Annotated in this window: 21 protein-coding genes and 2 tRNA genes; 16 read left to right on the forward strand and 7 right to left on the reverse strand. The window is 37.5% G+C overall.

From position 1 onward, the window contains the following. Positions 1 to 149: 149 nt before the first annotated feature. Positions 150 to 644, reverse strand: a complete 495-nt coding sequence (locus tag SGJ10_13285) for a GNAT family N-acetyltransferase (GenBank protein ID MDZ4759095.1) — start codon at positions 642 to 644, stop codon at positions 150 to 152. Then, complete coding sequence (locus SGJ10_13290; GenBank protein ID MDZ4759096.1) at positions 616 to 900, reverse strand: hypothetical protein; 285 nt, start codon at positions 898 to 900, stop codon at positions 616 to 618. The genes SGJ10_13285 and SGJ10_13290 overlap by 29 nt, the downstream gene beginning before the upstream one ends. A gap of 275 nt (positions 901 to 1,175) precedes the next feature. Between SGJ10_13290 and SGJ10_13295 the strand changes: the two genes are divergently transcribed. The 3 genes from SGJ10_13295 to SGJ10_13305 all read left to right on the forward strand — a co-directional run bounded on the left by SGJ10_13295 (position 1,176) and on the right by SGJ10_13305 (position 1,922). Then, positions 1,176 to 1,613 carry a type II 3-dehydroquinate dehydratase gene (locus SGJ10_13295; protein MDZ4759097.1) on the forward strand — a complete coding sequence of 146 codons (438 nt, stop codon included), beginning with the start codon at positions 1,176 to 1,178 and terminating at the stop codon, positions 1,611 to 1,613. 42 nt (positions 1,614 to 1,655) lie between these two features. After that, positions 1,656 to 1,729 (forward strand) — tRNA-Pro (locus SGJ10_13300). Between the two features lie 121 nt (positions 1,730 to 1,850). Beyond that, positions 1,851 to 1,922: transfer RNA gene (locus SGJ10_13305), tRNA-Met, on the forward strand. A 28-nt stretch (positions 1,923 to 1,950) separates the two neighbouring features. Here SGJ10_13305 and SGJ10_13310 read toward each other — a convergent pair. From SGJ10_13310 to SGJ10_13320, 3 genes are all read right to left on the reverse strand, one after another. Continuing rightward, the gene (locus SGJ10_13310; GenBank protein ID MDZ4759098.1) at positions 1,951 to 3,234 is read right to left on the reverse strand and encodes a choice-of-anchor B family protein; all 1,284 of its coding nucleotides are present in this window, start codon (positions 3,232 to 3,234) and stop codon (positions 1,951 to 1,953) included. Positions 3,235 to 3,241: 7 nt separating this feature from the next. Next, complete coding sequence (gene apaG / locus SGJ10_13315; GenBank protein ID MDZ4759099.1) at positions 3,242 to 3,628, reverse strand: Co2+/Mg2+ efflux protein ApaG; 387 nt, start codon at positions 3,626 to 3,628, stop codon at positions 3,242 to 3,244. An 88-nt stretch (positions 3,629 to 3,716) separates the two neighbouring features. Further along, positions 3,717 to 4,205 carry a hypothetical protein gene (locus tag SGJ10_13320; protein ID MDZ4759100.1) on the reverse strand — a complete coding sequence of 163 codons (489 nt, stop codon included), beginning with the start codon at positions 4,203 to 4,205 and terminating at the stop codon, positions 3,717 to 3,719. A 96-nt stretch (positions 4,206 to 4,301) separates the two neighbouring features. Here SGJ10_13320 and SGJ10_13325 point away from each other — a divergent pair, with 96 nt between their 5' ends. From SGJ10_13325 to SGJ10_13370, 10 genes are all read left to right on the forward strand, one after another. After that, positions 4,302 to 5,075 (forward strand): phosphosulfolactate synthase, encoded by a 774-nt coding sequence (locus SGJ10_13325; protein MDZ4759101.1) that lies wholly within the window; start codon positions 4,302 to 4,304, stop codon positions 5,073 to 5,075. Positions 5,076 to 5,081: 6 nt separating this feature from the next. Further along, positions 5,082 to 5,411, forward strand: coding sequence for a hypothetical protein (locus tag SGJ10_13330; protein MDZ4759102.1), 330 nt, complete (start codon positions 5,082 to 5,084; stop codon positions 5,409 to 5,411). 19 nt (positions 5,412 to 5,430) lie between these two features. Then, on the forward strand, positions 5,431 to 6,339 hold the full coding sequence (locus SGJ10_13335) for a pyridoxal-phosphate dependent enzyme (protein MDZ4759103.1): 909 nt from the start codon (positions 5,431 to 5,433) through the stop codon (positions 6,337 to 6,339). A 70-nt stretch (positions 6,340 to 6,409) separates the two neighbouring features. Then, positions 6,410 to 6,931 carry a 3-hydroxyanthranilate 3,4-dioxygenase gene (locus SGJ10_13340; protein MDZ4759104.1) on the forward strand — a complete coding sequence of 174 codons (522 nt, stop codon included), beginning with the start codon at positions 6,410 to 6,412 and terminating at the stop codon, positions 6,929 to 6,931. Between the two features lie 153 nt (positions 6,932 to 7,084). Then, on the forward strand, positions 7,085 to 8,971 hold the full coding sequence (locus SGJ10_13345) for a class II glutamine amidotransferase (protein MDZ4759105.1): 1,887 nt from the start codon (positions 7,085 to 7,087) through the stop codon (positions 8,969 to 8,971). A gap of 110 nt (positions 8,972 to 9,081) precedes the next feature. Then, positions 9,082 to 10,533 (forward strand): leucyl aminopeptidase, encoded by a 1,452-nt coding sequence (locus SGJ10_13350; GenBank protein MDZ4759106.1) that lies wholly within the window; start codon positions 9,082 to 9,084, stop codon positions 10,531 to 10,533. A gap of 24 nt (positions 10,534 to 10,557) precedes the next feature. After that, positions 10,558 to 11,760: an acetyl-CoA C-acyltransferase gene (locus SGJ10_13355; GenBank protein ID MDZ4759107.1), complete on the forward strand. Its 1,203-nt coding sequence runs from the start codon at positions 10,558 to 10,560 to the stop codon at positions 11,758 to 11,760. A 93-nt stretch (positions 11,761 to 11,853) separates the two neighbouring features. Continuing rightward, on the forward strand, positions 11,854 to 13,776 hold the full coding sequence (locus SGJ10_13360) for a YCF48-related protein (GenBank protein MDZ4759108.1): 1,923 nt from the start codon (positions 11,854 to 11,856) through the stop codon (positions 13,774 to 13,776). A 503-nt stretch (positions 13,777 to 14,279) separates the two neighbouring features. After that, complete coding sequence (locus SGJ10_13365) at positions 14,280 to 14,960, forward strand: hypothetical protein (GenBank protein ID MDZ4759109.1); 681 nt, start codon at positions 14,280 to 14,282, stop codon at positions 14,958 to 14,960. A gap of 16 nt (positions 14,961 to 14,976) precedes the next feature. Continuing rightward, positions 14,977 to 16,614 carry a DUF1186 domain-containing protein gene (locus tag SGJ10_13370; GenBank protein ID MDZ4759110.1) on the forward strand — a complete coding sequence of 546 codons (1,638 nt, stop codon included), beginning with the start codon at positions 14,977 to 14,979 and terminating at the stop codon, positions 16,612 to 16,614. Between the two features lie 4 nt (positions 16,615 to 16,618). On the opposite strand, the gene SGJ10_13375 is transcribed toward SGJ10_13370, so the two are convergent. Next, positions 16,619 to 18,106: an NAD(P)H-hydrate dehydratase gene (locus SGJ10_13375; protein ID MDZ4759111.1), complete on the reverse strand. Its 1,488-nt coding sequence runs from the start codon at positions 18,104 to 18,106 to the stop codon at positions 16,619 to 16,621. 217 nt (positions 18,107 to 18,323) lie between these two features. Between SGJ10_13375 and priA the strand changes: the two genes are divergently transcribed. Then, complete coding sequence (gene priA / locus SGJ10_13380) at positions 18,324 to 20,798, forward strand: primosomal protein N' (GenBank protein MDZ4759112.1); 2,475 nt, start codon at positions 18,324 to 18,326, stop codon at positions 20,796 to 20,798. 151 nt (positions 20,799 to 20,949) lie between these two features. Here priA and SGJ10_13385 read toward each other — a convergent pair whose 3' ends face one another. After that, entirely contained in the window at positions 20,950 to 22,347 is a 1,398-nt protein-coding gene (locus SGJ10_13385; protein ID MDZ4759113.1) for an inorganic phosphate transporter, read from the reverse strand. Positions 22,348 to 22,646: 299 nt separating this feature from the next. Between SGJ10_13385 and SGJ10_13390 the strand changes: the two genes are divergently transcribed. Together SGJ10_13390 and SGJ10_13395 are read left to right on the forward strand one after the other, a co-directional pair. Then, complete coding sequence (locus SGJ10_13390; GenBank protein ID MDZ4759114.1) at positions 22,647 to 22,907, forward strand: hypothetical protein; 261 nt, start codon at positions 22,647 to 22,649, stop codon at positions 22,905 to 22,907. Positions 22,908 to 22,934: 27 nt separating this feature from the next. Continuing rightward, the gene (locus tag SGJ10_13395; GenBank protein ID MDZ4759115.1) at positions 22,935 to 23,918 is read left to right on the forward strand and encodes an acyl transferase; all 984 of its coding nucleotides are present in this window, start codon (positions 22,935 to 22,937) and stop codon (positions 23,916 to 23,918) included.

The following is a 23,918-nucleotide window of genomic DNA, read 5'->3' on the forward strand; positions in this document are numbered from 1 at the left end:
AGAGTTAAAACCGGAATTGTTAGTTAAGTAGTAAATAATGGCAAAAAAAATCGGCTGAAACGGTTGATTTTACTTGAAAGTATGGTTTAACTTCCGCTACAAACCAAATCCGCCACAGGCGGAGAACTATTATAGTTTAAGAATTGGTATTATACAGCCAATCCCCAAATTTCAAGATTGCATTTGCCATTATCTAACTTGGCGATATTTGGCAAATTTCCCCATTGCACAAAACCAAATTTTCGGAATAACTTTATACTACTTTCATTCTGAGAAAATACAAAAGCTGTAATATTATCAATTCCCCACTGAGAGCAATGAGATATTGCATACTCCAATAACTGTTTTGCAATTCCTGAGCGGTGGTGTTGATATGAAACATATATACTCGCTTCCACAGTGCCTCGATATGCACAGCGTCCATAAAAGCTCTTTAAGCAAAGCCATCCCATTATATTTCCTTCTTCATTCTCATAAACCCAAAATGGTCTCTCATTGGCGGCAAAAGATAAGAACCACCCTTTTTTGTCATCAACCGTTTGCGGCTCCAAATCGGCAGTTGAAAGTCTTCCAGGGATACTTTCGTTATATATCGAAACTATCTCCGGTAGATCATTAATGGTCGCTTCCCTTATCATCTTCATCGTTATTGCTGTATTGCTTGTAAATATATAATGCAGTGACTCCCGCAGCTAATAGGGCCAATACTTTCACCAAATTCCACGACTTCATGGTTTCGATACCTAAAATAATAATTGCTGCCAATATTACTATAAGTCGTGCATATAAAAATGCACGGCTGTTAAATCGTTCTCCCCTTTGCCTCCTTCGCCACAAGAAAAACAGCACCATAATTACTAGGGTGCAAACAATTACTATTTGTTGGTTTTTGTCAAACATAACTTACTTTGCAAAGTAAAAGCAATTAGCACACATAACAATTATAATATCATACAGCCCATATTGTGTGGTAGCATCTTTTTGTTTTTACCATCAAGGGGTTTAAACAATTAATTTAACTTTGGGAGCATAGAATTTTTCAGCAGCAATTATAATTCATCGAGACTAATTATTTGTAGCTATATAATTTGCTATATTTGTATGCAATTTTGATAGCCACAAAACATGTTAAATCAATGTATCAAAGGCGATATTTTATATAATGCAAATAAAAAATGACTAATAAAAGAATTCAGATAATTAATGGCCCTAACCTAAATTTATTAGGGAAACGGGAGCCTGAAATTTATGGCTCAATATCTTTTGAACAGTATTTAGAAAAGTTGAGACCCCGGTTTCCTGAAATAGATATATTATATTTTCAATCGAATGTGGAAGGGGAAATTATAAACTGCTTACAGAAAGTAAATGACTATGATTCGGCTATCGTAAATTTAGCGGGCTATTCCCATACATCTATAGCCATTGCCGATACAATTAAAGCAATTAATAAATTGGTAGTAGAAGTGCATATATCTAATGTACATGCTCGTGAAGAATTTAGACAAAAACTAATTACAGCTTCTGTCTGCAAAGGAGTGATTGCGGGTTTGGGGCTTGATGGTTATGAGCTTGCAGTGCGGTTTTGCATTCAAAATAATTTTGCAGGATAAGGGACAAAAGCCCTAATTTCGCACCTCTTTAAAAAAAGAGATCGGGATATGGCGCAGTCCGGTAGCGTACTTGCTTGGGGTGCAAGAGGTCGTGGGTTCAAATCCCGCTATCCCGACAACCCAGCTCCTAGGAGCTGGGTTTTTTTATGATTCCATTTAACTTTCAGACAGCCAGTGCTATGAAAATAGATTATAAGACTAGCATGGATTATAAGATTTTAAGGGCTACATTTGCACCGCGGAGTGGAGCAGTGGTAGCTCGTCGGGCTCATAACCCGAAGGTCGTAGGTTCGAGTCCTGCCTCCGCAACTTTAAGGTCGTATTTTTACGACCTTTTTTATTTTGTAATGAGGCATTTCTCGGTATAATTTCCTTGCCTAAGTATATATAAACCGATGGGCAAATTATAGTCGTCCAAGTTATACTTATATATATTCTTGTGTACTATTTTACCATCCAAGGTATATATATCAAATACATAATTTTGATTTGAAATAGTTGCTGGAATTGGCAAGTTTTTAGATGGTTGTAAAATAAACAATCCATTTGTCATATCAGAAGCTAAAATGATTCCTGAGGGCAAGTTACAATAAAGAGCCCAACACCCCTTTAAACCTTTGTATTCGTTCACTTTGTTTTGTGGGTAGGTGTCATAAAACCCTGAAAAAACAGGGTTTTCAGGGTTATCAATGCTCCATACAGTTACACCGTCCTGATAGGAGCTTAACCACAGCAATGTGTTTTTTATATATAAATTATGTGCGATGGCATTTGGGTGGCTACTTATAGCAGTGATATAAAGCGGGCTGAGTACATTCTGAATATTATAGTTCTTGATACCCTTGCCATTGTTTTCGTCGGTAAAGAAAAGATAATTGTTGTAAACTATTCCTGAATGACAATAGCCTTGACCGGGATATTGCGTAAGTGAATTTAATAACTTGGGTTTATTAATTTTGGTGATATCATATATATACAAACCGTTATTTCCGCAAAAACAAAAAAGTGTATCATTAGCTATTGTAATATCGTGTACCATATCAAACATATATTGACCCGAACCATCTTTGGGTGCAACCAATGAATGTAACAAATATGGTTTCTCCGGATTAGAAACATCTAAAATATCGAGTGGATGAATTTGGTTTCCAATCCTATTTTTTGCAAGGAATAATTTATTGTTATAAGCATATAAGGTATGGCAATTTTGGGTAAGTGAATCGTTGCTATATACTAGTGAAACGGAATCTGGTAGAAACGAGAGGTCATAAATTTGAAGGGCTGCCTTTCCTTCATCGGCAACGGTATATAAATATTGGTTATTTATTGCGAAGTCTCTATCGATGCAGTTTTTGGAATAACCGGGTTTTGCTATTAAGAGTTTGGGAGCCGATACGTTAGTGATGTCGAAAAAATATATAGAATCAATACTGCCCAATATTGCATATTCTTTGTTGCTTCCTTGCTGATACCAGCCAATTACTTCGTTATACTGTTGTTCGCCAAGGGAGGACAAGCTATCATTGTCCCAACGAGACAAAAGATTGATATTCCAAGAAGTTTGAGAAAAGGAAAAGTTTTGGCAGCAGAGAAAAAAAAATATTAAATAAATGCGTTTCAAGGAAAAACTAGTTGAAACGATAGGGAGCTATCAGCTCGAATTCAGGGATTTCCACCTCGAATAATTTGCCATCCGATTTGCGTTCGAAAGTATAAGTGCCATGCATTTTGCCTATGTCGACAGTAAGGTGGCAACCAGATATATATTGATGGCTTTCGCCAGGCATTAGTGAGGGTTGCTTACCTACTACGCCTTCGCCTTCTACTTCACGCTTTTGCCCTTGCCCATCAATAATATACCAATGCCTTTGGAGCAGTTGCACTTGATAATCGCTAAAATTTTCGATGGTGATTTGATAAGCAAACTGAAAAATGTCAGGCCATGTTTGCATCGAAACTCCTTGGAATGCTTTAGACACAGTAATTTTAATGTCGTGGGTAATTGCTGTAGGCATAATTATATTCTCCTTTGTTATTTCATTTATAATGTTTTACAGAAACTTTCTCAAATAAATAATGTTCAATTATGAACATAAGACCACACTAAACCAAAAAAGGTTGCATGTGTTTTTTCAACCATGTTTCCCCAAGGGGCTTAACCCAACTATTTTGTAAATCGGAAAGCCTTGATACAGTAAGATCGTAAGTGAAGTTTGCAGAAGTATACACTCCTGTTTTTAGTGTTGACATTTTTTCAATTTTAATTTTATTGTCCGAAACCATGGGGATTTGCAAGCGGTTAAAAAAATCTAGCCCAAGTTGCTGCCCTACATTTTGTACAAAATGAACACTTTTGTCAATACCACAGCCGCTTGCAGCGTTAAAGGCCTCATTGGCTGCAAGAACCCAGAAATATTGGTGAAGCACACCTGCTTTTGCTTGCATGTCGTGGCCATGTACAGTCCACTGCTCGGTGAATTTGTCTGATTCAGCATCAAGCCAAATGACTTCTCGATCAGTTAATTGCCTATCGGCGAAGTATACCCATACTCTACTATCAGCAGGTAGGTTTTTGAAATCGGAGATATCCATATATAAAATATAACATCAAAATTACGCAAGATGTTTGTTCGATGTGCATTGGTGAGTAGTTTTGCGGCAATAATTATTTTTAATATACCTTACTTAATGAATTTTAAATTAAAGAATTTACCCAAACGTGTTGCAAAGCCAAGGGAAAACGGCATCACGATGGTGATGGATAAAGGAATGGGGCTAAGAGAAACTGAAGACTTTTTGGAAATGGCCAGTAATTATGTGGATATTGTGAAACTAGGTTTTGGGACTTCGATGGTTTTGCAGAAGCTACAAGAAAAGCTCGACCTATATAAAGCCGCTGGCATACCTGTATATTTTGGAGGTACCTTGTTTGAAGCATTCATTGTTAGAAAGCAATTTGACGACTATATAAAACTATTGGAAAAATACAAACTTGAATATGCTGAAATATCAGATGGGTCTATAGAATTTTCGCACGATAAAAAATGTGAGTTTATATATAAATTGGCTAAACATGTTATTGTGATTTCGGAAGTGGGCTCGAAAGATGCTGAAAAAATAATCCCACCCTATAAATGGATTGAACTCATGAAAAAAGAACTTGACGCAGGGGTTTGGAAAGTTATTGCAGAAGCTAGAGAAAGTGGGAATGTAGGTATTTTTAGGGGTACAGGCGAGGTTCGCTCAGGGTTGGTGGATGAGATTTTAACACAAATCCCATCCGAAAAAATTATTTGGGAAACTCCGCAAAAAGACCAACAAGTATATTTTGTGAAACTAATTGGTGCCAATGTCAATTTGGGAAATATAGCCCCTAACGAACTCATTCCTTTGGAGACATTAAGGATAGGGCTGCGGGGGGATACTTTTCACACATTTATTAAACAACATACTATCAAATAATAGTATATGAGAAATAAAATATTACTATATATACTTTTTTATTTCTCAATTCATTATAATTGTTCGGGACAAAGCATGCCCGATAGTAATGCAAGCGGGGCCGTGAAATGGAAATATTATCGTACCGAAACCAACTTATACGAAGAAGGAAAATTTGTTTCAGGTAGGAGAGAGGGTGTATGGAAATATTATAGTTTCAAGCATATATTATATAAAAAGGAAAAATATATACACGGCCTCCGCAAATGGACTTATATATATCATTCAAACGGAAGAATGATTATATATATAAACCAAAAGGGTGAAGTGCAAAAACGCCCCGATTGTGGTTGTTGAGGAATTATAGTTCCAATAAATGAGTACATATAATCATATACTTTTTAATGATGTTGCTGATTTTTTCGCAAGTAAATTACCTAGTGCCATTGAGAAGATTGATTGTGAAATATACGCTAATGCAGACGTGGAAGTATATATAAAACGAGATGATTTAATTGATTCAGTGATATCTGGAAACAAATGGCGTAAATTAAAATACACCCTTCTCGATTGCATACAAAATGGTAAAAATCATATCCTCACTTTTGGGGGAGCTTACTCTAACCACCTGCCTGCTGTAGCTAAAGTATGTAATTCTTGGGGATTAAAATCAACAGCCTTTGTACGCGGGGAGGAGCTTTCGGCCAATAGTAATATACATTTGCAATATTGCAACTCACAAGTGATGGAGCTTATATTTATAGAACGAATATTATATAAAAACAAAAAAACATTGGTGTCGCAATATTACAAAGACGAAAGCAATATATATATTGTAGACGAAGGCGGTCGTGGATTTTTGGGGGCAAAAGGTTGTGGAGATATTATAAACGAATTGGAGTGCACTTTCGACCATATATTTGTATGTGTGGGCACAGGAACCACTCTTGCAGGTATTGCAAATGCAGCGGCAATCAAATTTGCAAAAACTATAATCAATGGAATCGTAGTATTAAAAGGTGCCGAAGAAATAGAAAATGAAGTTAAGGAAATGACGACGCAAAACAATTGGGTGTTACATCATCAATTTCATGGTGGGGGTTACGGAAAAACATATCCCGAACTTGATTCATTTATTGAGCACTATAAAAAAAAAACAAATATCCCTTGTGAGCTTGTATATACAGGGAAAATGTTTTATGCGATTGACCAATTAATAAAAGTGGGATATATAAAGAAAGGACAAAAGGTGCTGGCTATACACACTGGAGGCTTTGAGATATAAGTAGGTGTAACTTTGTAGAAGTATATTAACTTTTTTCTTAACTTTGCCCACAAATATTACAAAATTCAACATGGCTATACAAAGACCCTTTCCCCTGAAAAAATGGATTGATGAACACCGTCATATGTTAAAACCTCCAGTAGGTAATGTGCAAGTTTGGCAAGATGCTGAGTTTATAGTAATGGTAGTGGGCGGCCCCAATAGCCGTAAAGATTATCATTATAATGAGGGCGAAGAATTTTTCTACCAAGTGGAGGGGAATGTGGTAGTAAAAATAATTGAAGACGGCGTACCAGTGGATATACCAATAGATGAAGGTGATATTTTCTTATTGCCACCTCGCACTCCGCATTCTCCGCAGCGTGGCGAAGGCACAGTAGGCATAGTGATAGAAAGAAAAAGAGAAACTGCCGAACTTGATGGTTTTTTGTGGTACTGCGAAAACTGTGGCCAAAAACTATATGAAGAGTATGAATATGTAACAGATATTGTTGCACAATTGCCAGTCATTTTCGAAAAATTCTATAGCAATGAAATTAACTGTACCTGCCAAAACTGCGGTACTAAAATGGAGCGTCCAGTAAAAAGATAAACATATACTTAGGCAGACTGTCGACAAACAAATTTTGTTTGGTTCTTGTTATTTTATTATAATGGCATTTCGTGCAAAACTATTTCTGTATGGCGAATAAAAAAATAATTTTACCCCACTGCTCATCCTTAATTTTGCAGTGCCCCAAAAAAGATGAGCGACCCAATTAAACACGAGTGCGGAATTGCACTCATAAGGCTGCGTAAGCCTCTCGATTATTACCGACAAAAATATGGATCGGTATTATATGGCCTCAAAAAATTGTACCTGCTTATGGAAAAGCAACATAACCGTGGGCAAGACGGAGCAGGTGTGGCCACCATCAAGTTGAATCCTGAGCCAGGCTCGCATTATATTAATCGCCATCGCAGTAGCAACGGAAGTGCTGTGGCTGATATTTTTGCACATATATATAGTAATTTCCCCGAAAAGAAAGAAAAGGTAGATGATGCAGCATGGATGAAAAAAGAAATGCCTTATGTGGCTGAGCTTCTATTAGGACATTTACGATACGGTACACATGGCGTTAACAGTGAAGATAAATGTCATCCATTTATTAGAGAAAATAATTGGATGAGCCGCACGGTGGTACTTGCAGGTAATTTTAACCTCACCAATGTTGATGAATTATTTGAACATTTGGTTGAGCTAGGGCAACATCCTATTGAACGTGCCGATACTGTGACAGTATTAGAAAAGATAGGACATTTTTTGGACGAAGAAGTACAAGAACAGTTCCGCGGATTTAAATCAAAAGGATTCGATAATAACCAAATTACGCAGCTCATCGCCGAAAGTATACAAATACAAAATGTATTGAAACGAGCAGTTACAAAATTCGACGGCGGGTATACCATTGCAGGAATGCTTGGGCATGGTGATGCTTTTGTAATGCGTGATCCTGCAGGTATTCGGCCTGCCTATTATTATGCCGATGATGAAGTGGTGGTGGTTACTAGCGAACGACCTGCTATCCAGACAGCTTTTAATTTGCCTGTTGAAGCCATTAAAGAAGTGCAACCTGGCCATGCATTGGTTATAAAAACTGATGGCTCGTATGCGGAGCATAAAATCTGTGAATCTGTCGAACGTAAATCCTGCTCGTTCGAGAGAATATATTTTTCCCGTGGCAATGATGCCGATATATATAAAGAACGCAAATTACTTGGAAGGTTATTATCACCCATCGTACTTAAAGCCGTAAACTACGATTTAACAAACACCGTATTTAGTTATATTCCAAATACTGCTGCTACGGCATTTTATGGGATAATAGATGGCGTACTTGCTTGGCTTGATGAATACAAGAGAGAAGAAATATTGAAATGGGGGAGTGATATAACTTCAGAAAAACTGAAGCAGCTATTGAGTTTGAAACCACGCCGCGAAAAAATAGCAGTAAAGGATGCAAAACTTCGCACCTTTATTACTGATGATCAAAACCGCGACGATATGGTAGCTCATGTATACGATGTTACTTATGGTATTGTAAAAGCAACAGATAACCTAGTTGTAATTGATGATTCGATAGTGCGTGGAACAACTCTTAGACAAAGCATCTTAAGAATACTGGACAGGCTGGAGCCAAAGAAAATTATTATAGTTTCGAGTGCTCCACAAATTCGTTATCCCGACTGCTATGGTATTGACATGAGCCGTTTGGGCGAATTTGTGGCCTTTCAGGCATTGATGGGATTGCTAAGAGAGCAGGGCAAGCAGCATTTGCTAGACGAAACCCATCAGGCATGCATAGATATGCTTCTATTGCCCAAAGAACAAAATAGGAATCTGATAAAACCTCTTTACGACCTTTTCACAGCCGATGAAATCACTGATAAAATTTCGGAGATAATAAAACCCAAAGATATAAATGCAGAAGTACAAGTTATATATCAAACTATAGAAAACCTGCACCAGGCTTGTCCACACAATTTGGGAGATTGGTATTTTACAGGGAATTATCCCACACCGGGCGGTAACAAAGTAGTTAACCGTGCATTTGTAAACTTTATGGAAGGCAATAATGCAAGAGCGTATTAATAATAGTTGTGAGTTGCCAGTAGAGAGTTGTGAGACTTTTAAAGCTATCAAAATCTCTCACAACTGCGATAAATCATTAAATCTAAATTCACCAAATCATTAAATATATCATGGTTCCATTTAATACCGCGTCAATAAAAAAAACGACACAAAACAGTCGTAAAAATCCCGTTCTTATCTTAGCAAGCAAAAATGCTGATTGGGCTAAATTGGGTTTCAATGCACAAGAGATTGTATATATAAAAACGAAGATTAAAGATGAACAGGAGTTGATAGTTTTGAATGCGATTTCCGAAATTGTATATATTAGAACTATTATAGAAAGTAAAGACAAACCACAACATTATATAAACGAACAATATCGCAAAACTGGCAATACACTTTGTGGTTTACTCAACGCTGAGAAAATAGCTACCATTACTTTGAGCGGTGCTAAACAAGATGCTTCTTCTTTGCTATGTATTGCAGAGGGATTGGCTTTGAGTAGCTATCAGTTTTTGAAATATAAAAGCACAAAAAAAGTAAATTCGCTTAAATTAATTGAAATACTGTGCGATGGTATTACCGATAATGATATCGAAGAACTAAATTCAATTATTGAATCAACTTGTATTGCTCGCACTTTAGTAAATGAACCTCAAAACTTTCTTACCGCCACTGAGCTTTCAAAGCAAATTTCGGAGATGGGAAAGAAGGCAGGTTTTAAAGTAGAAGTATTCAATAAGGCAAAAATAAAAAGTTTGAAAATGGGCGGTTTGCTTGCTGTAAATTTAGGTAGCCAATTACCTCCTACATTTACCGTGATGGAATACAAACCCCGTGGTGCTAAAAACAAAAAACCGTTAATATTAGTAGGCAAAGGTGTGGTATATGATACTGGCGGACTTAGCTTAAAGCCAACACCCAATGGTATGGACACCATGAAGTGTGATATGGCAGGTGCGGCAGCAGTAGCCTCAACCATATATGGAATTGCTAAAATGAATCTTCCGTACTATGTTATAGGTTTGGTTCCTGCTACCGACAATCGTCCTGGTGAAAATGCATATGTTCCAGGAGATGTTATCACGATGATGAGCGGACATACTGTTGAGATGCTGAATGCTGATGCGGAAGGACGCATGATACTTGCCGATGCTTTGCATTATGCCAAGAAATATAAACCACAATTGGTAATAGATCTTGCCACACTTACGGGTGCAGCCGCAGCGGCCATTGGTCAGTATGGTATTGTAGCTATGGGTACTGCCACCGAAGAACAAAAAAACAAACTAAAAGCCAGTGGTGAAAATGTATATGAACGCTTGGTTGAATTACCATTTTGGGATGAATATAAAGACTTGCTGAAATCGGATTTAGCAGATATGAAAAACATTGGAGGCCCAGTTGCTGGTGCCATAACTGCAGGCAAATTTTTAGAGTACTATATAGATTACCCATGGATGCACTTTGATATAGCTGGATCCGCCTATACTTCATCGAACGATAATTATCGTGGCAAGAATGGAACTGGAAGCGGTGTGCGTTTACTTATAGATTTTATTAAAAGCGGATTAAAATAAATTTTTCTAGAAATCATTTATCCTATGCAAAAAGAAGTATATATAATTGATGCGGTTCGCACCCCGATTGGTAAGTATGCTGGTGCTTTAGCAAATATTCGTCCTGATGATTTGGCTTCAGATGTAATTAAAGCCCTTATCAAACGCAATCCCAATTTCGATTTTGCCCAAACAGAAGATGTGATATTTGGTGCTGCCAACCAAGCTGGTGAAGATAACCGTAATGTGGCTCGAATGGCTCTATTGCTTGCAGGCTTACCCACACATATAGGTGGGGTTACAGTAAACAGGTTATGTGCATCGGGATTACAAGCTATCGTAGATGCAAGCCGCTCTATTAAAAGTGGAGATGGGGATGTATATATTGCTGGTGGTAGCGAGAGCATGACCCGTGCCCCCTTTGTGATGTCTAAAAGTGATAGTGCTTATGGAAGAAATCCTGAGATATATGATACTACTATGGGATGGCGTTTCACAAACAAAACTTTGAGTGAATTATATCTTCCATTTACAATGGGCGAAACTGCGGAGAATGTTGCAAAAAAATATAATATTAGTCGTGAGGAACAAGACAGATTTGCATTTGAAAGCCAAAATAAATATCAGCGAGCACACGAGGTTGGTAAATTTGCCGATGAGATAGAACCTATACTATTGCCTCAAAAAAAGGGCGACCCTATTATTTTTAGCAAAGATGAGCATCCGCGTGCAACTAGTATAGAAGCACTAGCCGCACTGAAACCGGCATTTGCCAAAGACGGCAGCGTGACAGCAGGGAATTCATCAGGGATCAATGATGGAGCCGCAGCACTCATATTGGTATCCGGGGAATATGTGAAGGAGCATAACTTAAACCCCTTGGCTCGAGTAGTTTCAACTGCAGTTGCTGGGGTCGATCCCTCTATTATGGGCATGGGGCCAGTGCCTGCGGTGCAAAAGGCTTTGAAGCGTGCAGGGCTTTCAGTTAACGATATTGGCTTGGTTGAACTTAACGAAGCCTTTGCCTCGCAAAGTTTAGCCTGTATTAAAGAATTAGGGCTTGATCCATCAATCGTTAACGTAAATGGAGGGGCCATAGCTTTAGGCCATCCACTCGGTTGTAGTGGAGCAAGAATTTCGACCACACTTATCCACGAAATTAAAAAGTGTCCAAATATAAGTTACGGCCTTGCTGCAATGTGCATTGGAGTGGGTCAAGGTGTTGCTGTTGTTTATGAACGGGGGTAAACTTATTGTTACCTAATGGTATTGTAAAATGTTTTTTGCAATAATTTTGGCCATTGAAATTATTTATTAACTCACCTAAAAATAACCATTAAAATGAAACACGAACAAATTAAAAAATTAATCATTGCAGTTGCCTTATTCATTAACATAAGTGCATTTGCTCAGTTTACAGCTATCACTCCCACAGGTGGTTGTGCTAGCGGCGATCTTTACTCAGTTTACATGAAGGATGCAAACATTAGTTACCTGGCAGGATACAACTGCATTGTCAAAACCAGTAATGGAGGAAACACGCTAACTAATGTAGGTTCAGGCGTAAACACACCTTCCGATTACAGTTGGGGTAATTCCGATACAGCTTATTTTGCTAATGGAGACAATATAGTATACACTTACAATGCAGGTAATCAATGGTCCTATTTCCAACATCAACAATCCGGCTTGGCCAGTGATGTGCACGCTTTTTCTGGTTCGTATTTCATTATGGTTTGTAGCGATGGAAACATATATGAAACTATGGACGGCGGTACCACCTTTAATGCACTTACATCGGGCACTACTTCTAACCTTAACTCCTTGCATTTTGTAAGCAGTAGTTTGGGATTTGCCTGTGGCGATGATGGTGTTATTGTTAAAACCAGCGATGGTGGCCAAAACTGGAGCAAGCTAACTTCGGGTACTACTGAGGTTTTGAAATATATTTGGTTTGCCGATAAAAATAATGGATTTGCCTGTGGTGATGTAGGTACTATAATTAAAACCACCGATGGAGGAGCCAATTGGTCTAATATAGGAAGTGGGGTTAATACCCAATTGAACTGTATTAAAAATGCAGGTAACTCTACCTCTACATACTATGCTTGTGGCGATGGCGGCACTATTCTGAAATCGACCGACGGCGGTAGTAACTGGACCAAACTTACATTGACCAATGTTTCTGATATTTTAGAAAAACTATATTTTGTAGATTCTACTATAGGGTTTTGTGTGGGGTTGAATTATACCATTCTCAAAATGGATCCCTGCCCTACTGCCAAATACAAAATTGACCAAAGCACTATTTGCACAGGGAGCCAAACAACCATGACCAACCTAAGCTCGGGTAGCAGCAATACTTACTCGTGGAGAATAAACGGTATGGAGTTTTCTACTGCTACCAATGCCCAATACACCTTTAATACGACGGGTACTTATGCCCTTACTTTGTATGCCAAATCGGCGGTGAAAGCCTGTGACGACAGCAGTTCGCAAACAGTTACTGTGTTGGACGCACCTGCCAAGCCAACCATATCAGGACTTACAACCTTGTGCCAAAGTGGGGGAACTATAACCTTATTATCGAGTGCTACTAACAACCAATGGACGGATGGTAGCGGAGCAGACATTAATGGCGAAACCAACCCATCGTTTGTTGTATCGACAGCCGGCACTTATAGGGTGAAAGCTGTGAACGCCAATACCTGCTATACGATATCGGATGCAATTACTATTACCAGCGTACCTGGCAAACCAGTACCTAACTTTAGTGCTACTGCTACTGCTAACAATATTTCTATTTCAAATACTACGAGCAATGGTGATTGGTATGGCTGGTACATTTCGGATGTGGGAACTACCGCCAACTATAAACTTATCTCTAGCATAGCAAACCCCACTGCATATATGGTTACGCAAGGGGCAGGCACATATTCTTTAAAACTTGTTTGCTCAAATGGGTGCGGGTCCGACAGTATGGTAAAATCTGTAAGCACTACTTCCGGCATCAATGGTGCTGAACTGCAAGCTTCAATTGATGTATATCCTAACCCGGCCAATAATGTGCTGAATATTAAAACACAATTGGGCGAAAAAACAGTACTGACCCTGTGCGACATAACGGGCAAAATAGTAAGCACCAAAACTATTAACCCCAATACACAAGAAACAATGAATATTGAGAGCCTCGACAAAGGGGTATACATGCTCTATTTCCAAAGTGGCGACCGACGTATGGTTCAGAAACTTGTGAAAGAGTAAAACAAGTAGCATAGAAACACAACACTTTCACTAAAAATCCCACTTAACATGAGTTTTTGTGGGATTTTTTTGTACACTTAAATTATCGATACCTAATACCGAAACACAATATACAATAGTCCCAAAAAAGGGGGACAAATCCCCCCACATCCCGATAATTATCGGGATTAAGTGGGGCTTTCGGGATGTAGTGCGGCATTACCATTCTAAAAACTAATCAGCCATAGGCGGAGAACTATTATAGTTTCAGAAATGGTATTATTTACAACTTTGGCATATAGGCACTCAAAACATGATTGATAACCAGATGCTTGTGGTTGTGCCCACCGCGGCGGATTCACCAACTACCGCCGTGCAGCTTACATTAGGAATACATAAATGCCGCAAATTTACATTAATGTAAAAAAAATTGGTGGAAAATTCAACAATATATCTATTTTTAAGGATTGTACTTTTGTGGTGTTAATGCCGAATATAAAGTAGGCATTTTAAATTTAGCCACTATGACAGAAGAACTTATATCAGAGGGTAAATGCTTGTTTTGCGAAGCGGTATTTCCACAAAAAGAAATTGGGAAACATTTAGCAAAACACCTTGCTGAAATGCAAAAGGCAGATGTTAAGAAAAGTGTAGCAAGTTATTGCCATATTCAAATTGAAATAGGAGAAATGTTTCTGCAAATACTTGCAAAAAGTGATACTGAAATGGAGGAAATAGGCGTTTTTCTTCGAAATATTTGGCTTGAATTCTGTGGACACATGAGCGGTTTTGATCATAAAGATTTTGAAATAGAAATGGAAGATTTGGTAGAAACTGTTTTTGAAAATCGAACAAAACTGTCTTATGATTATGACTACGGTACAACAACCAGCGTATTTTTAAAGGGATTAAAAAAGTACAGTCTTTTCTTCAAAGAAAGTATAATTCTTTTATCACGAAATGAGCCGTTAAATCTTATGTGTGCGACTTGTAACAAGGAGCCTGCTGTATTTTTATGTAGTACTTGCTATTGGAAACAATATGCATTTTATTGTAAAAAATGTTCTACAAAGCATAAAAAAGTGTGCGACGATTTTGCAGATTATAGCAAGATGCCAGTCGTGAACTCCCCAAGGATGGGGCAGTGCGGCTATGAGGGAGGAAGAATAGATAAAAATAGAGACGGAACATATAAAAGCAAATAAATATCAAAAAATCAGAATGACAGACCAATATATAAAAAGTGGTTACCACATCACCACCGATCCTGATTTTCAAAATGAACGATATGGGAATGTGCCCGAATTGAGAGCACAGTTTGGTACCTTGTACTTTGAAGCTCAAGATAAGCATGATAAAAAGATAATTGATAAACTCACTAACCTTATATTTAAGCATCCCAGTTCCCCGCAGCTTAAGAATTTTTTGTCTGCTGCATATAGCTTTCAAGGTAAATATAAGGCAGCCCTTGAAGTAAACCAAAGGATACTTGCCGAACACCCTGATTATTTATTTGGGAAACTAAATTTAGCCAATGAGTATATACAAAATAGGGAACCTGAAAAGGTGCCTTCTATATTGGGGGAAACTATGGAATTAAAGGCCTTGTACCCTGATAGGGAATTATTCCACCTAGCTGAGGTAACAGGCTTTTTAAAGACAGCAATAAGGTATTATACAGAAATTGAAGATTTGGAGGCTGCCGAAATTCGCTTAAATTTTTTGGAAGATATTGCACCATATCACCCAGATACTGTTTCTGCAAAAGAATTCTTGGTCCCTTTGCTGTTAAAAAAGCCAGCAGGGCTTTGGGATGAAGACGAGAAAAACGATATAACGCCATTGTTTGAAACTATTGAACTACCTATGCAAACCATAGAGTCGCCTGTATTTAATCACCCCGCTATCAATGATTTATATAAATACGGTCTTAAGATTTCGCCAGAAATATTAAAAGAAATAGTAGACTTACCTCGTGAAACCTTGATTGAAGATTTAGAGAAAGTGCTACTGGATGCAGAAAAAAGATTTGAATATTTTGCTGACATGGAATGGGAAGATGAAACACATCATTTCCCCTTCCATGCTGTATTTTTATTGAATGAAATTCATGCAGTTGAAAGTTTCCCCCGAGTTATATTATTTCTGCAGAATGACAGGGATTTTACAGAATTTTGGTTTGGCGACCACAGTACAGAAACTTTATGGAGGTGTTTCTTTGGCTTGGGTTTTACACAACTTGAATTTTTAAAACAATTGCTTTTAAAACAGGGCGTTGATACATTTATAAAAGCATTAGCCTCAGAAGCACTGTGTCAAATAGCTTATCACTATCCCGAGAAACGAGCTGAAGTAGTAAATATATTTGGTCAGGTATTCAGTAAATCCAATGAAGCTCATAAAGAAGACAACCTAATTGATTCGCTTTTTTTGGGTTTAACTATTGGCGATGTAATTCGATTTGGGATGTTGGAATTGCTCCCTGCTATAAAACCACTTTATGAGAAAAACTATGTTGCAATTAGAGTAAATGGCACTTATGATGAACTTGTAAAACAAACGGCGGGGCAATCCTTCAGAGAGAGTTATGATACTGGTCAAGAAATATACGGAATCGTAGATTTGTATGCCCATATTTTAACTACTTGGCCTGAATATAATGGGGATGAGGATTTTTTTGATGACGATGATGAAGAAGAAGATGATGGTGTATGGGCTGGAATTGATTCTAATTATAAATTCCCTCCGGTTAAACCCAATGTACCTGTGTTAAGGGCCGAACCAAAAGTTGGAAGAAACGATCCTTGCCCTTGTGGAAGCGGTAAAAAATATAAAAAATGTTGTGGAGGGAATTTATAATATATTATAGTAACCTTTTCAATACATACGGAATTTTCTCTGCCACCTCACCAGACAATATATATTCCTTTTCTTTAGCTAATTCATCAGCGGCCAAGCCGTGGGTGAAAACTGCCGCCATTGCTGCATCCGAAGGTGTATAGCCTTGTGTGAGATTAGCAGCTATCATTCCAGTTAATACATCACCACTTCCTCCCGTGGCTAAAATTGGATTTCCTGTACTGTTAAAATATATAGTTCCATCGGGTAGGGCAATAGAAGTATGAGCTCCTTTTAAAACTATTATAATATGATAGCCTTTCGCCATTTGTATTTGCAGCTCGAGCCTTTGTTTTCCTGTTGTTCGCCGCGGCGAATTGCTATTACACAATCTTTCAAATTCTTTTACGTGTGGTGTTATAATAGTATTGGGTGTTAATCTTTTTAACCAATGTTGTTGTGCTATTATATTTAATGCATCGGCATCAAATACAGTTGGAATGTTTTGTTGTAGTGCCCAATCAACAAGTGTTGTTGCATATTCATGTTGACCAATGCCACAACCACAAGCTATTGAATTATATTTTTCTATATTGGAATCTAACATTTCTAGCCACAATGCTTCGGGCAATGCAGCGTGAAGTGCAAGCCTTTCGGTATCGGGCAAATGCACGCTGCATAAACCTGCACCACTGAGCAAGCACGATTTTGCAGAGAGTATCGCAGCACCCGTCATACCGAGTGAGCCGCAAATTAATAATGCGTGGCCACGGGTTCCTTTATGTTCAAATTTCTGATGGTGTTTGATAATGGGTTTTATATCACTAATTGTTATATAATGATAATTGGTAGCAATTTCTTTTTCATAGACTTTATCCAAACCGATGTCCAACACTTCAAAATGGTTGGCAAAATTTCCTGTATCAGGAAGGAGAAAAGATAATTTTGGGATTTGAAATGTGAGGGTAATATCTGCTTTTATTATGGCACCTTTATATAATGAAGTATCACACAAATCTGCTGGCAAACCGCTAGGAATATCAATTGAAATTTTATTTGCTTTTTGTTTGTTTAAATGTATTATAAAATCTGCTATCCAACCTTCCAAGGGCGTTGATAGTCCTGAGCCGAAGATGGCATCTATTAAAATAGCATCTTTATCGAAAATTGGCCAATTGGCATTATTATCTGATATATGTTTTACTGCAATATTTTTAGACAAATCTTTAAACCAAAATTCAAAATCGGGGGATGCATTTGTGGCATGTTCTACTATATATAGTTCTACCGAAAAATTCATCATATTCAGAATTTTGGCGATCACCAAACCATCGCCACCATTATTTCCTTTGCCACAAATTATATGATATTTTTTTGAATGGGGGATATTTGCAAACAACCAGTGTACACATTTTTCGGCTGCCCTTTCCATCAATAAATGAGAAGCAATAGGCTCGTGCTCGATGGTATATTTGTCCCAAGCTCTTATTTGGTCTGCAGTGAAAAGCTTCATTGGTTTTTTTGTTATGCAATGCAAATGTACGAAATTAATAACTGTAAGTCTGAGTTAATCGAAGACCTAACTGTTTGTATGCTTCAATAATCCCGAAATTATCGGGACAACACGACAAACGAAAGTCAGCATGACAGACTTAACTCAGCATGACAAACTTGTCTGATAACGACAAACCTACAAATTCAAATAAGAAAGTTCATAACTTTGCACTCACATGACAGATGAACTAATACCAACTGAAACCCTGTTTGTGGATGTGGTATTACCCTTCTACTTACCAGGTTTTTTCACCTACCGTGTGCCACAGATTTTTGAGGCAGAGGTAGGTGTGGGCAAACGAGTGGTAGTTCAATTTGGCAAATCGAAAGTATATGCAGGTATTATAGTAGAGGTGCACCATCGGGTTCCTACATTGTACCAAGCTAAGTATATACAAGCGGTAGTTGATGACCAGCCTTTGGTAAGCGATATACAACTTGCCTTTTGGAAATGGATGGCCTCTTATTATATGTGTACTACAGGCGAGGTGATGAATGCCGCATTGCCCGCAGGTTTGAAGCTAGAATCTGAAACGCGAATAATTTTGCGTGGTGATACACCAATCGATTATGAACAATTGAGCGACAAGGAGTATTTTATTATAGAAGCTCTCGAGGTTCAAAAGGAACTTAGCATCAAACAAATTGCGAATATACTGGATGTAAAAAATGTATACGCTGTAATCAAGTCGCTATTTCAACGTGAATTAATTTGGGTGAAGGAAGAGATTATCAAAACTTATAAACCCAAAGTAGTTGAGTATATCAAACTTTCTCAAGCATATGATAGTGACGAGGCTTTGCAAACATTATTTGCCCAACTGGAGAAACGTGCCGCCAAACAAGTAGATGCCTTGATGCAGTTTTTGCACCTGCGACAAACCTCGTCTACCATTCAGCGTATTGATTTGGCAAAAGCATTGGGAAATAGTACTACCATTAAAGCACTAATTGACAAAGGTATTTTCGAAACTTATATTATACAATCGGATAATGTAGAAAATAAAGATGCACTTGAAATTTCCAATTTTGAATTGAACGAAGGACAAGAGCAAGCATACAAACTTATATGCAAGCAATTATATACGGAGAATAAAGAAGTAAGTTTGATACATGGAGTAACGGGCAGTGGCAAAACACATATATATGTTAAACTTATTGAGCAAGCCTTAAAAGAAGGCAAGCAGGTATTATATATGTTGCCCGAGATAGCCCTAACAGGGCAGATGATTGAGCGGTTGAAAAAATATTTTGGCAATCGTATAATGGTTTCACATTCTAAATTTAGTGAGAACGAACGCGTAGCTATTTGGAATAAATTGGCAACAAAAAAAGTAGATATTATATTAGGGCCACGTTCATCTTTGTTTTTACCTTATCACAATCTCGGACTTATAATAGTGGATGAAGAACACGAACCCAGTTACAAACAGCAAGAGCCTGCACCCCGCTACCATGGCCGAGATTCGGCTATTGTGTTGGCAAAAATGCATGGAGCAAAAGTAGTATTAGGTTCTGCAACACCTGCTATCGAAACTTATTATAATACCACAATTGGTAAATATGGTTTGGTAGAAATGCAAACCCGCTATGGAGGTGTAGCAATGCCCGATATGATATTGGCAGATGTGGCCGAAGCAAAAAAATATTTGCATTTGAAAAAACATTTTACGCCAGAATTATTGGAAGCCATCGAATACACTTTAGATAAACATAAGCAAACTATTATATTCCAAAACCGTAGAGGATACGTGCCAGTACACGAATGTACCAATTGTGGGTGGGTGGCCAAATGTATACATTGTGATGTAGCACTCACCTATCATAAATATTCAGATTTATTGAAATGCCATTATTGTGGTTATTCAGAAAAAGTAGTAATGATTTGCAAAGCATGTGGTTCAAAAGAGTTGACGCATAAAGGTTATGGAACTGAAATGATAGAAGATGATTTGAAAGAGCTACTTCCCAATGCAAGAATTGCTCGTATGGATTTGGAAACTACACGGAGCAAAACGGGTCATCAAAATATTATAAAAGATTTGGAAGAGATGCGAACTGATATATTAGTGGGTACGCAAATGGTGAGCAAAGGCTTGGATTTTGAAAACGTGATTTTGGTGGGAATTATGAATGCCGATCAAATGTTGCACTTCCCCGATTTTAGAGCCAATGAACGCACATTTCAAATGCTAGTACAAGTGAGCGGACGCAGTGGACGTAGACAAGAAAAAGGGAAAGTTATTATACAAACATCTGCCAAAGAACATCCTGTTTTGGGCTTGGTATTGAACAATGATTATATAGGTTTATATCATAGTGAAATTGCACAAAGAGAGAAGCATATATTTCCACCATTTTGCAGAATGATTAAATTAACTTTAAGACATAAGAATTATACAACAGCTGAACTTGCTGCCTATGCACTGGGATTATTATTAAAACAAAAATTAGGAAGTAGAGTGATGGGGCCTGAGAAACCTTATCAATCTAAGTTAAAAGATCATTATATATGGCATTTACTTATTAAAGTGGAGATAGGGAGCAATATATCTATGAACAAAGTGAAAACGTATATAAATGAATGCCGCGAAGTGGTATCGGCGAAGTTTAAGAGCACTTATATAATTCCGGACGTAGACCCTTATTGATAGTTACGAATTACGATTGAAAAAATTACGAATTGTTGCTTACGCCTGCAATCGCAACAATGCCCATGGTTGTGTGGTTTCACCAACCATTTGGAATAGGCAATGGCTGTGTTTATGCACCGATGGCTATGATTCAGCAATAACCAAACTCTTATAATATAGTACGGAATAACCAAAAGAGTGAACCTGACAATAGCATACAAACAGGGAGGGTGAGAACCCAAGCAATTAATATATTTTTTACAGTTTTTGCTTGCAGATTTTTTACGCCTTTGGTGGCCACCATACTACCTGCTATACCTGATGATAATACGTGGGTAGTACTTACAGGAAGTTTAAAATAGCTTGCCAGACCTATGGTGACAGATGCCACAATCTCGGCACTTGCACCTTGTGAATAGGTGAGATGCTGTTTGCCAATTTTTTCTCCGATTGTTACCACAATTCGTTTCCAACCAATCATAGTGCCGAGACCTAAAGAAAGAGCGATAAGAATAATAACCCATTCAGGTGCAAAATCCGTGTATTTTTTAAGTTCGCCAATACCGCTTTTTTTCAACTCTGCTTGGTTTTCTTCACTCAAATTAACATGGCCCCCTTTTACAAGAGTTTCGAAGCTTTTGGATAAGACCAAGATATGTTTGCGATAACCAAATTTTACTGAATCAGCTTTTTGTGCCTCAACAGGGAGGTCAACCAAAACTTCCAATTTTTTAATGCTCGAATGCATTTTATTATATTCTACGGTATCTTTTTCTCTTAATTGGCTTTTATCTATCATGGCAAATTTATCTTCTACTTTTACCAAAGCAGGTTTCATGTTATCCATTGTTAAGTTGTTATTGATGGCAAAATAACCAGGAACGATAGCTATCAGTATCAGCATCATTAAACCAATTCCTTTTTGACCATCATTCTGACCATGAAAAAAACTAACCAAGGTACAGGTTACTACCAATATTGCTCTAACCCATATAGGTGGTTTCTCGTTCGGGCCTGTTTCTTTAAATATAATATTCTTTTTGGTAAGCAGTCTGCGAAGGACGAACATTAGGAATATAGCTAAACTAAAGCCCACCAATGGAGAAACCAATAATGAAGTTCCTATTTTGCCCGCCTCTTTCCAATTCACTGCTTCCGCATCGTACATCATAGAGTAGCCTAAGCCGACACCTAAAATAGAGCCAATTAAGGTGTGAGAACTGGAGCAAGGAATAGCCAAATACCAAGTGAAGAAGTTCCAAGAAATAGCGGTAATTAGCAATGCCATTATCATTCCAATATTGTGATATATATTGGGGTCAATCAAAGTTTCTAAGGGTAGCAGTGCTACGATACTAAGGGTAACGCCTATACCGCCAAAGAACACTCCGGCTGCATTCCACAATCCCGACCAAATGACCGCTTGGGTTGGTTTTAACGATTTGGTATAAATTACAGTGGCTACCGCGTTGGCAGTATCGTGAAAGCCATTAATAAATTCGAATATGCAGGCACATAATAGGCAAAGTATTAATAAAATGAGAAGTCCAGTACTTAAAGAAAACATATTTGTGGTGATTAATTTCACTGCAAATAAATTAACTTAATATTTCCTAATTGTTAAGGAGCCTTGTTTTTTACAAAATGATTTGTGATGAGTGTCAAGAATGCCAAAAAGTGCTACATTTGCATGGTGGCAAATAAAAACGTAAAATTTTATTAACCTGTATATCAGATATGTATCCATATATTATTATAATACCTATTGACTTTGTTAGAATTGCTTTTCTACCTTTGAATTAATAAGGAATAAAAAGTGGCATTTTTTATATAAAATCTAAAACCAAAAACTAACCCAATAATAATATGAAAACTGTAAAAAATATGGGACTTTCGAGTTCGCATGATTTTGATGACGATGATGGAGATCATAAACATTCAAAGAAAATTCACGTAGACCCTGATGATGATTTTGATAGCAATGAAGATTTGCCAGATGATGGTGGTAAGGATTTGCCGCCGATTATTGATGGTGAATTTGAGGAGCTAGACGATGATGAAGTAGATAAAGAATTCGACAGCAAAAAGCATTATGAAGATTTTGTTGAAGAAGACGATGATGAGTAAGCCTTGTTGTTGCTAAATTTGTAGCCTTTGTACGAAGGCCATACTCATATAATTTCAGAAACGAACGAAAGCAATTTTGACGAATCAGCTTTAGAAGTTTTCAAATTTCAGTACCAACGAAATAATGTATACCATACTTTTTGTGATCTTTTAGGTAAAACTCCTCAGAATATTTCTGCGGTAGAAGAAATTCCTTTTTTACCTATCTCCTCTTTTAAGAATCATGATATAATAGTTTCAGAGATGGAACCGGAAGCTATATTTAGCAGTAGTTCTACTACAGGCACAGGGCAGAGTTTGCACCCTGTGGCTTCATTGCAATTATACGAAGATAGTTTTGTAAAAGGTTTTGAACGCTCCTATGGCCCTATAAGTAATTACTGCATTTTGGCCTTATTGCCCAGTTATTTGGACCGACAAGGTTCATCACTCGTTTATATGGCAAGTAAACTTATAGAAAAATCGAATAATAATGAAAGCGGTTTTTATATTGATGATTTTCAAAAATTGTCAGAGACTATTGAAAAATGTGAAGCAAATAAGCAACCTACCATATTATTAGGGGTCACCTTTGCTTTGATGGATTTTGCAGAACGCTTTCCAAAAAAATTAGCACATACCCTTATTATGGAAACTGGAGGCATGAAGGGTCGCCAAATAGAGATGCAGAAGGCAGAGTTACATCAATATTTGGGTAAACAGTTTGGCGTAGATAATATTCATTCAGAATACGGAATGACGGAAATGCTGTCGCAGGCATATTCAAAAGGCGACGGAATTTTTACTACTCCTCCTTGGATGAAAATTTTGATTAGAAGTGTCGATGATCCCATACAAATTTTAAGTAACGAAAAGTGGGGAGGCATTAATGTTATAGATTTGGCTAATATTTATTCCTGTAGTTTTTTGGCTACCGATGATATTGGAAAAATACATCTTGATGGTACTTTTGAAACCGCTGGAAGGCTTGATAATAGCGATGTACGTGGATGTAGTTTATTATATATATAA

Source organism: Bacteroidota bacterium (assembly GCA_034439655.1).
Taxonomy (GTDB): Bacteria; Bacteroidota; Bacteroidia; order UKL13-3; family UKL13-3; genus CANJUD01.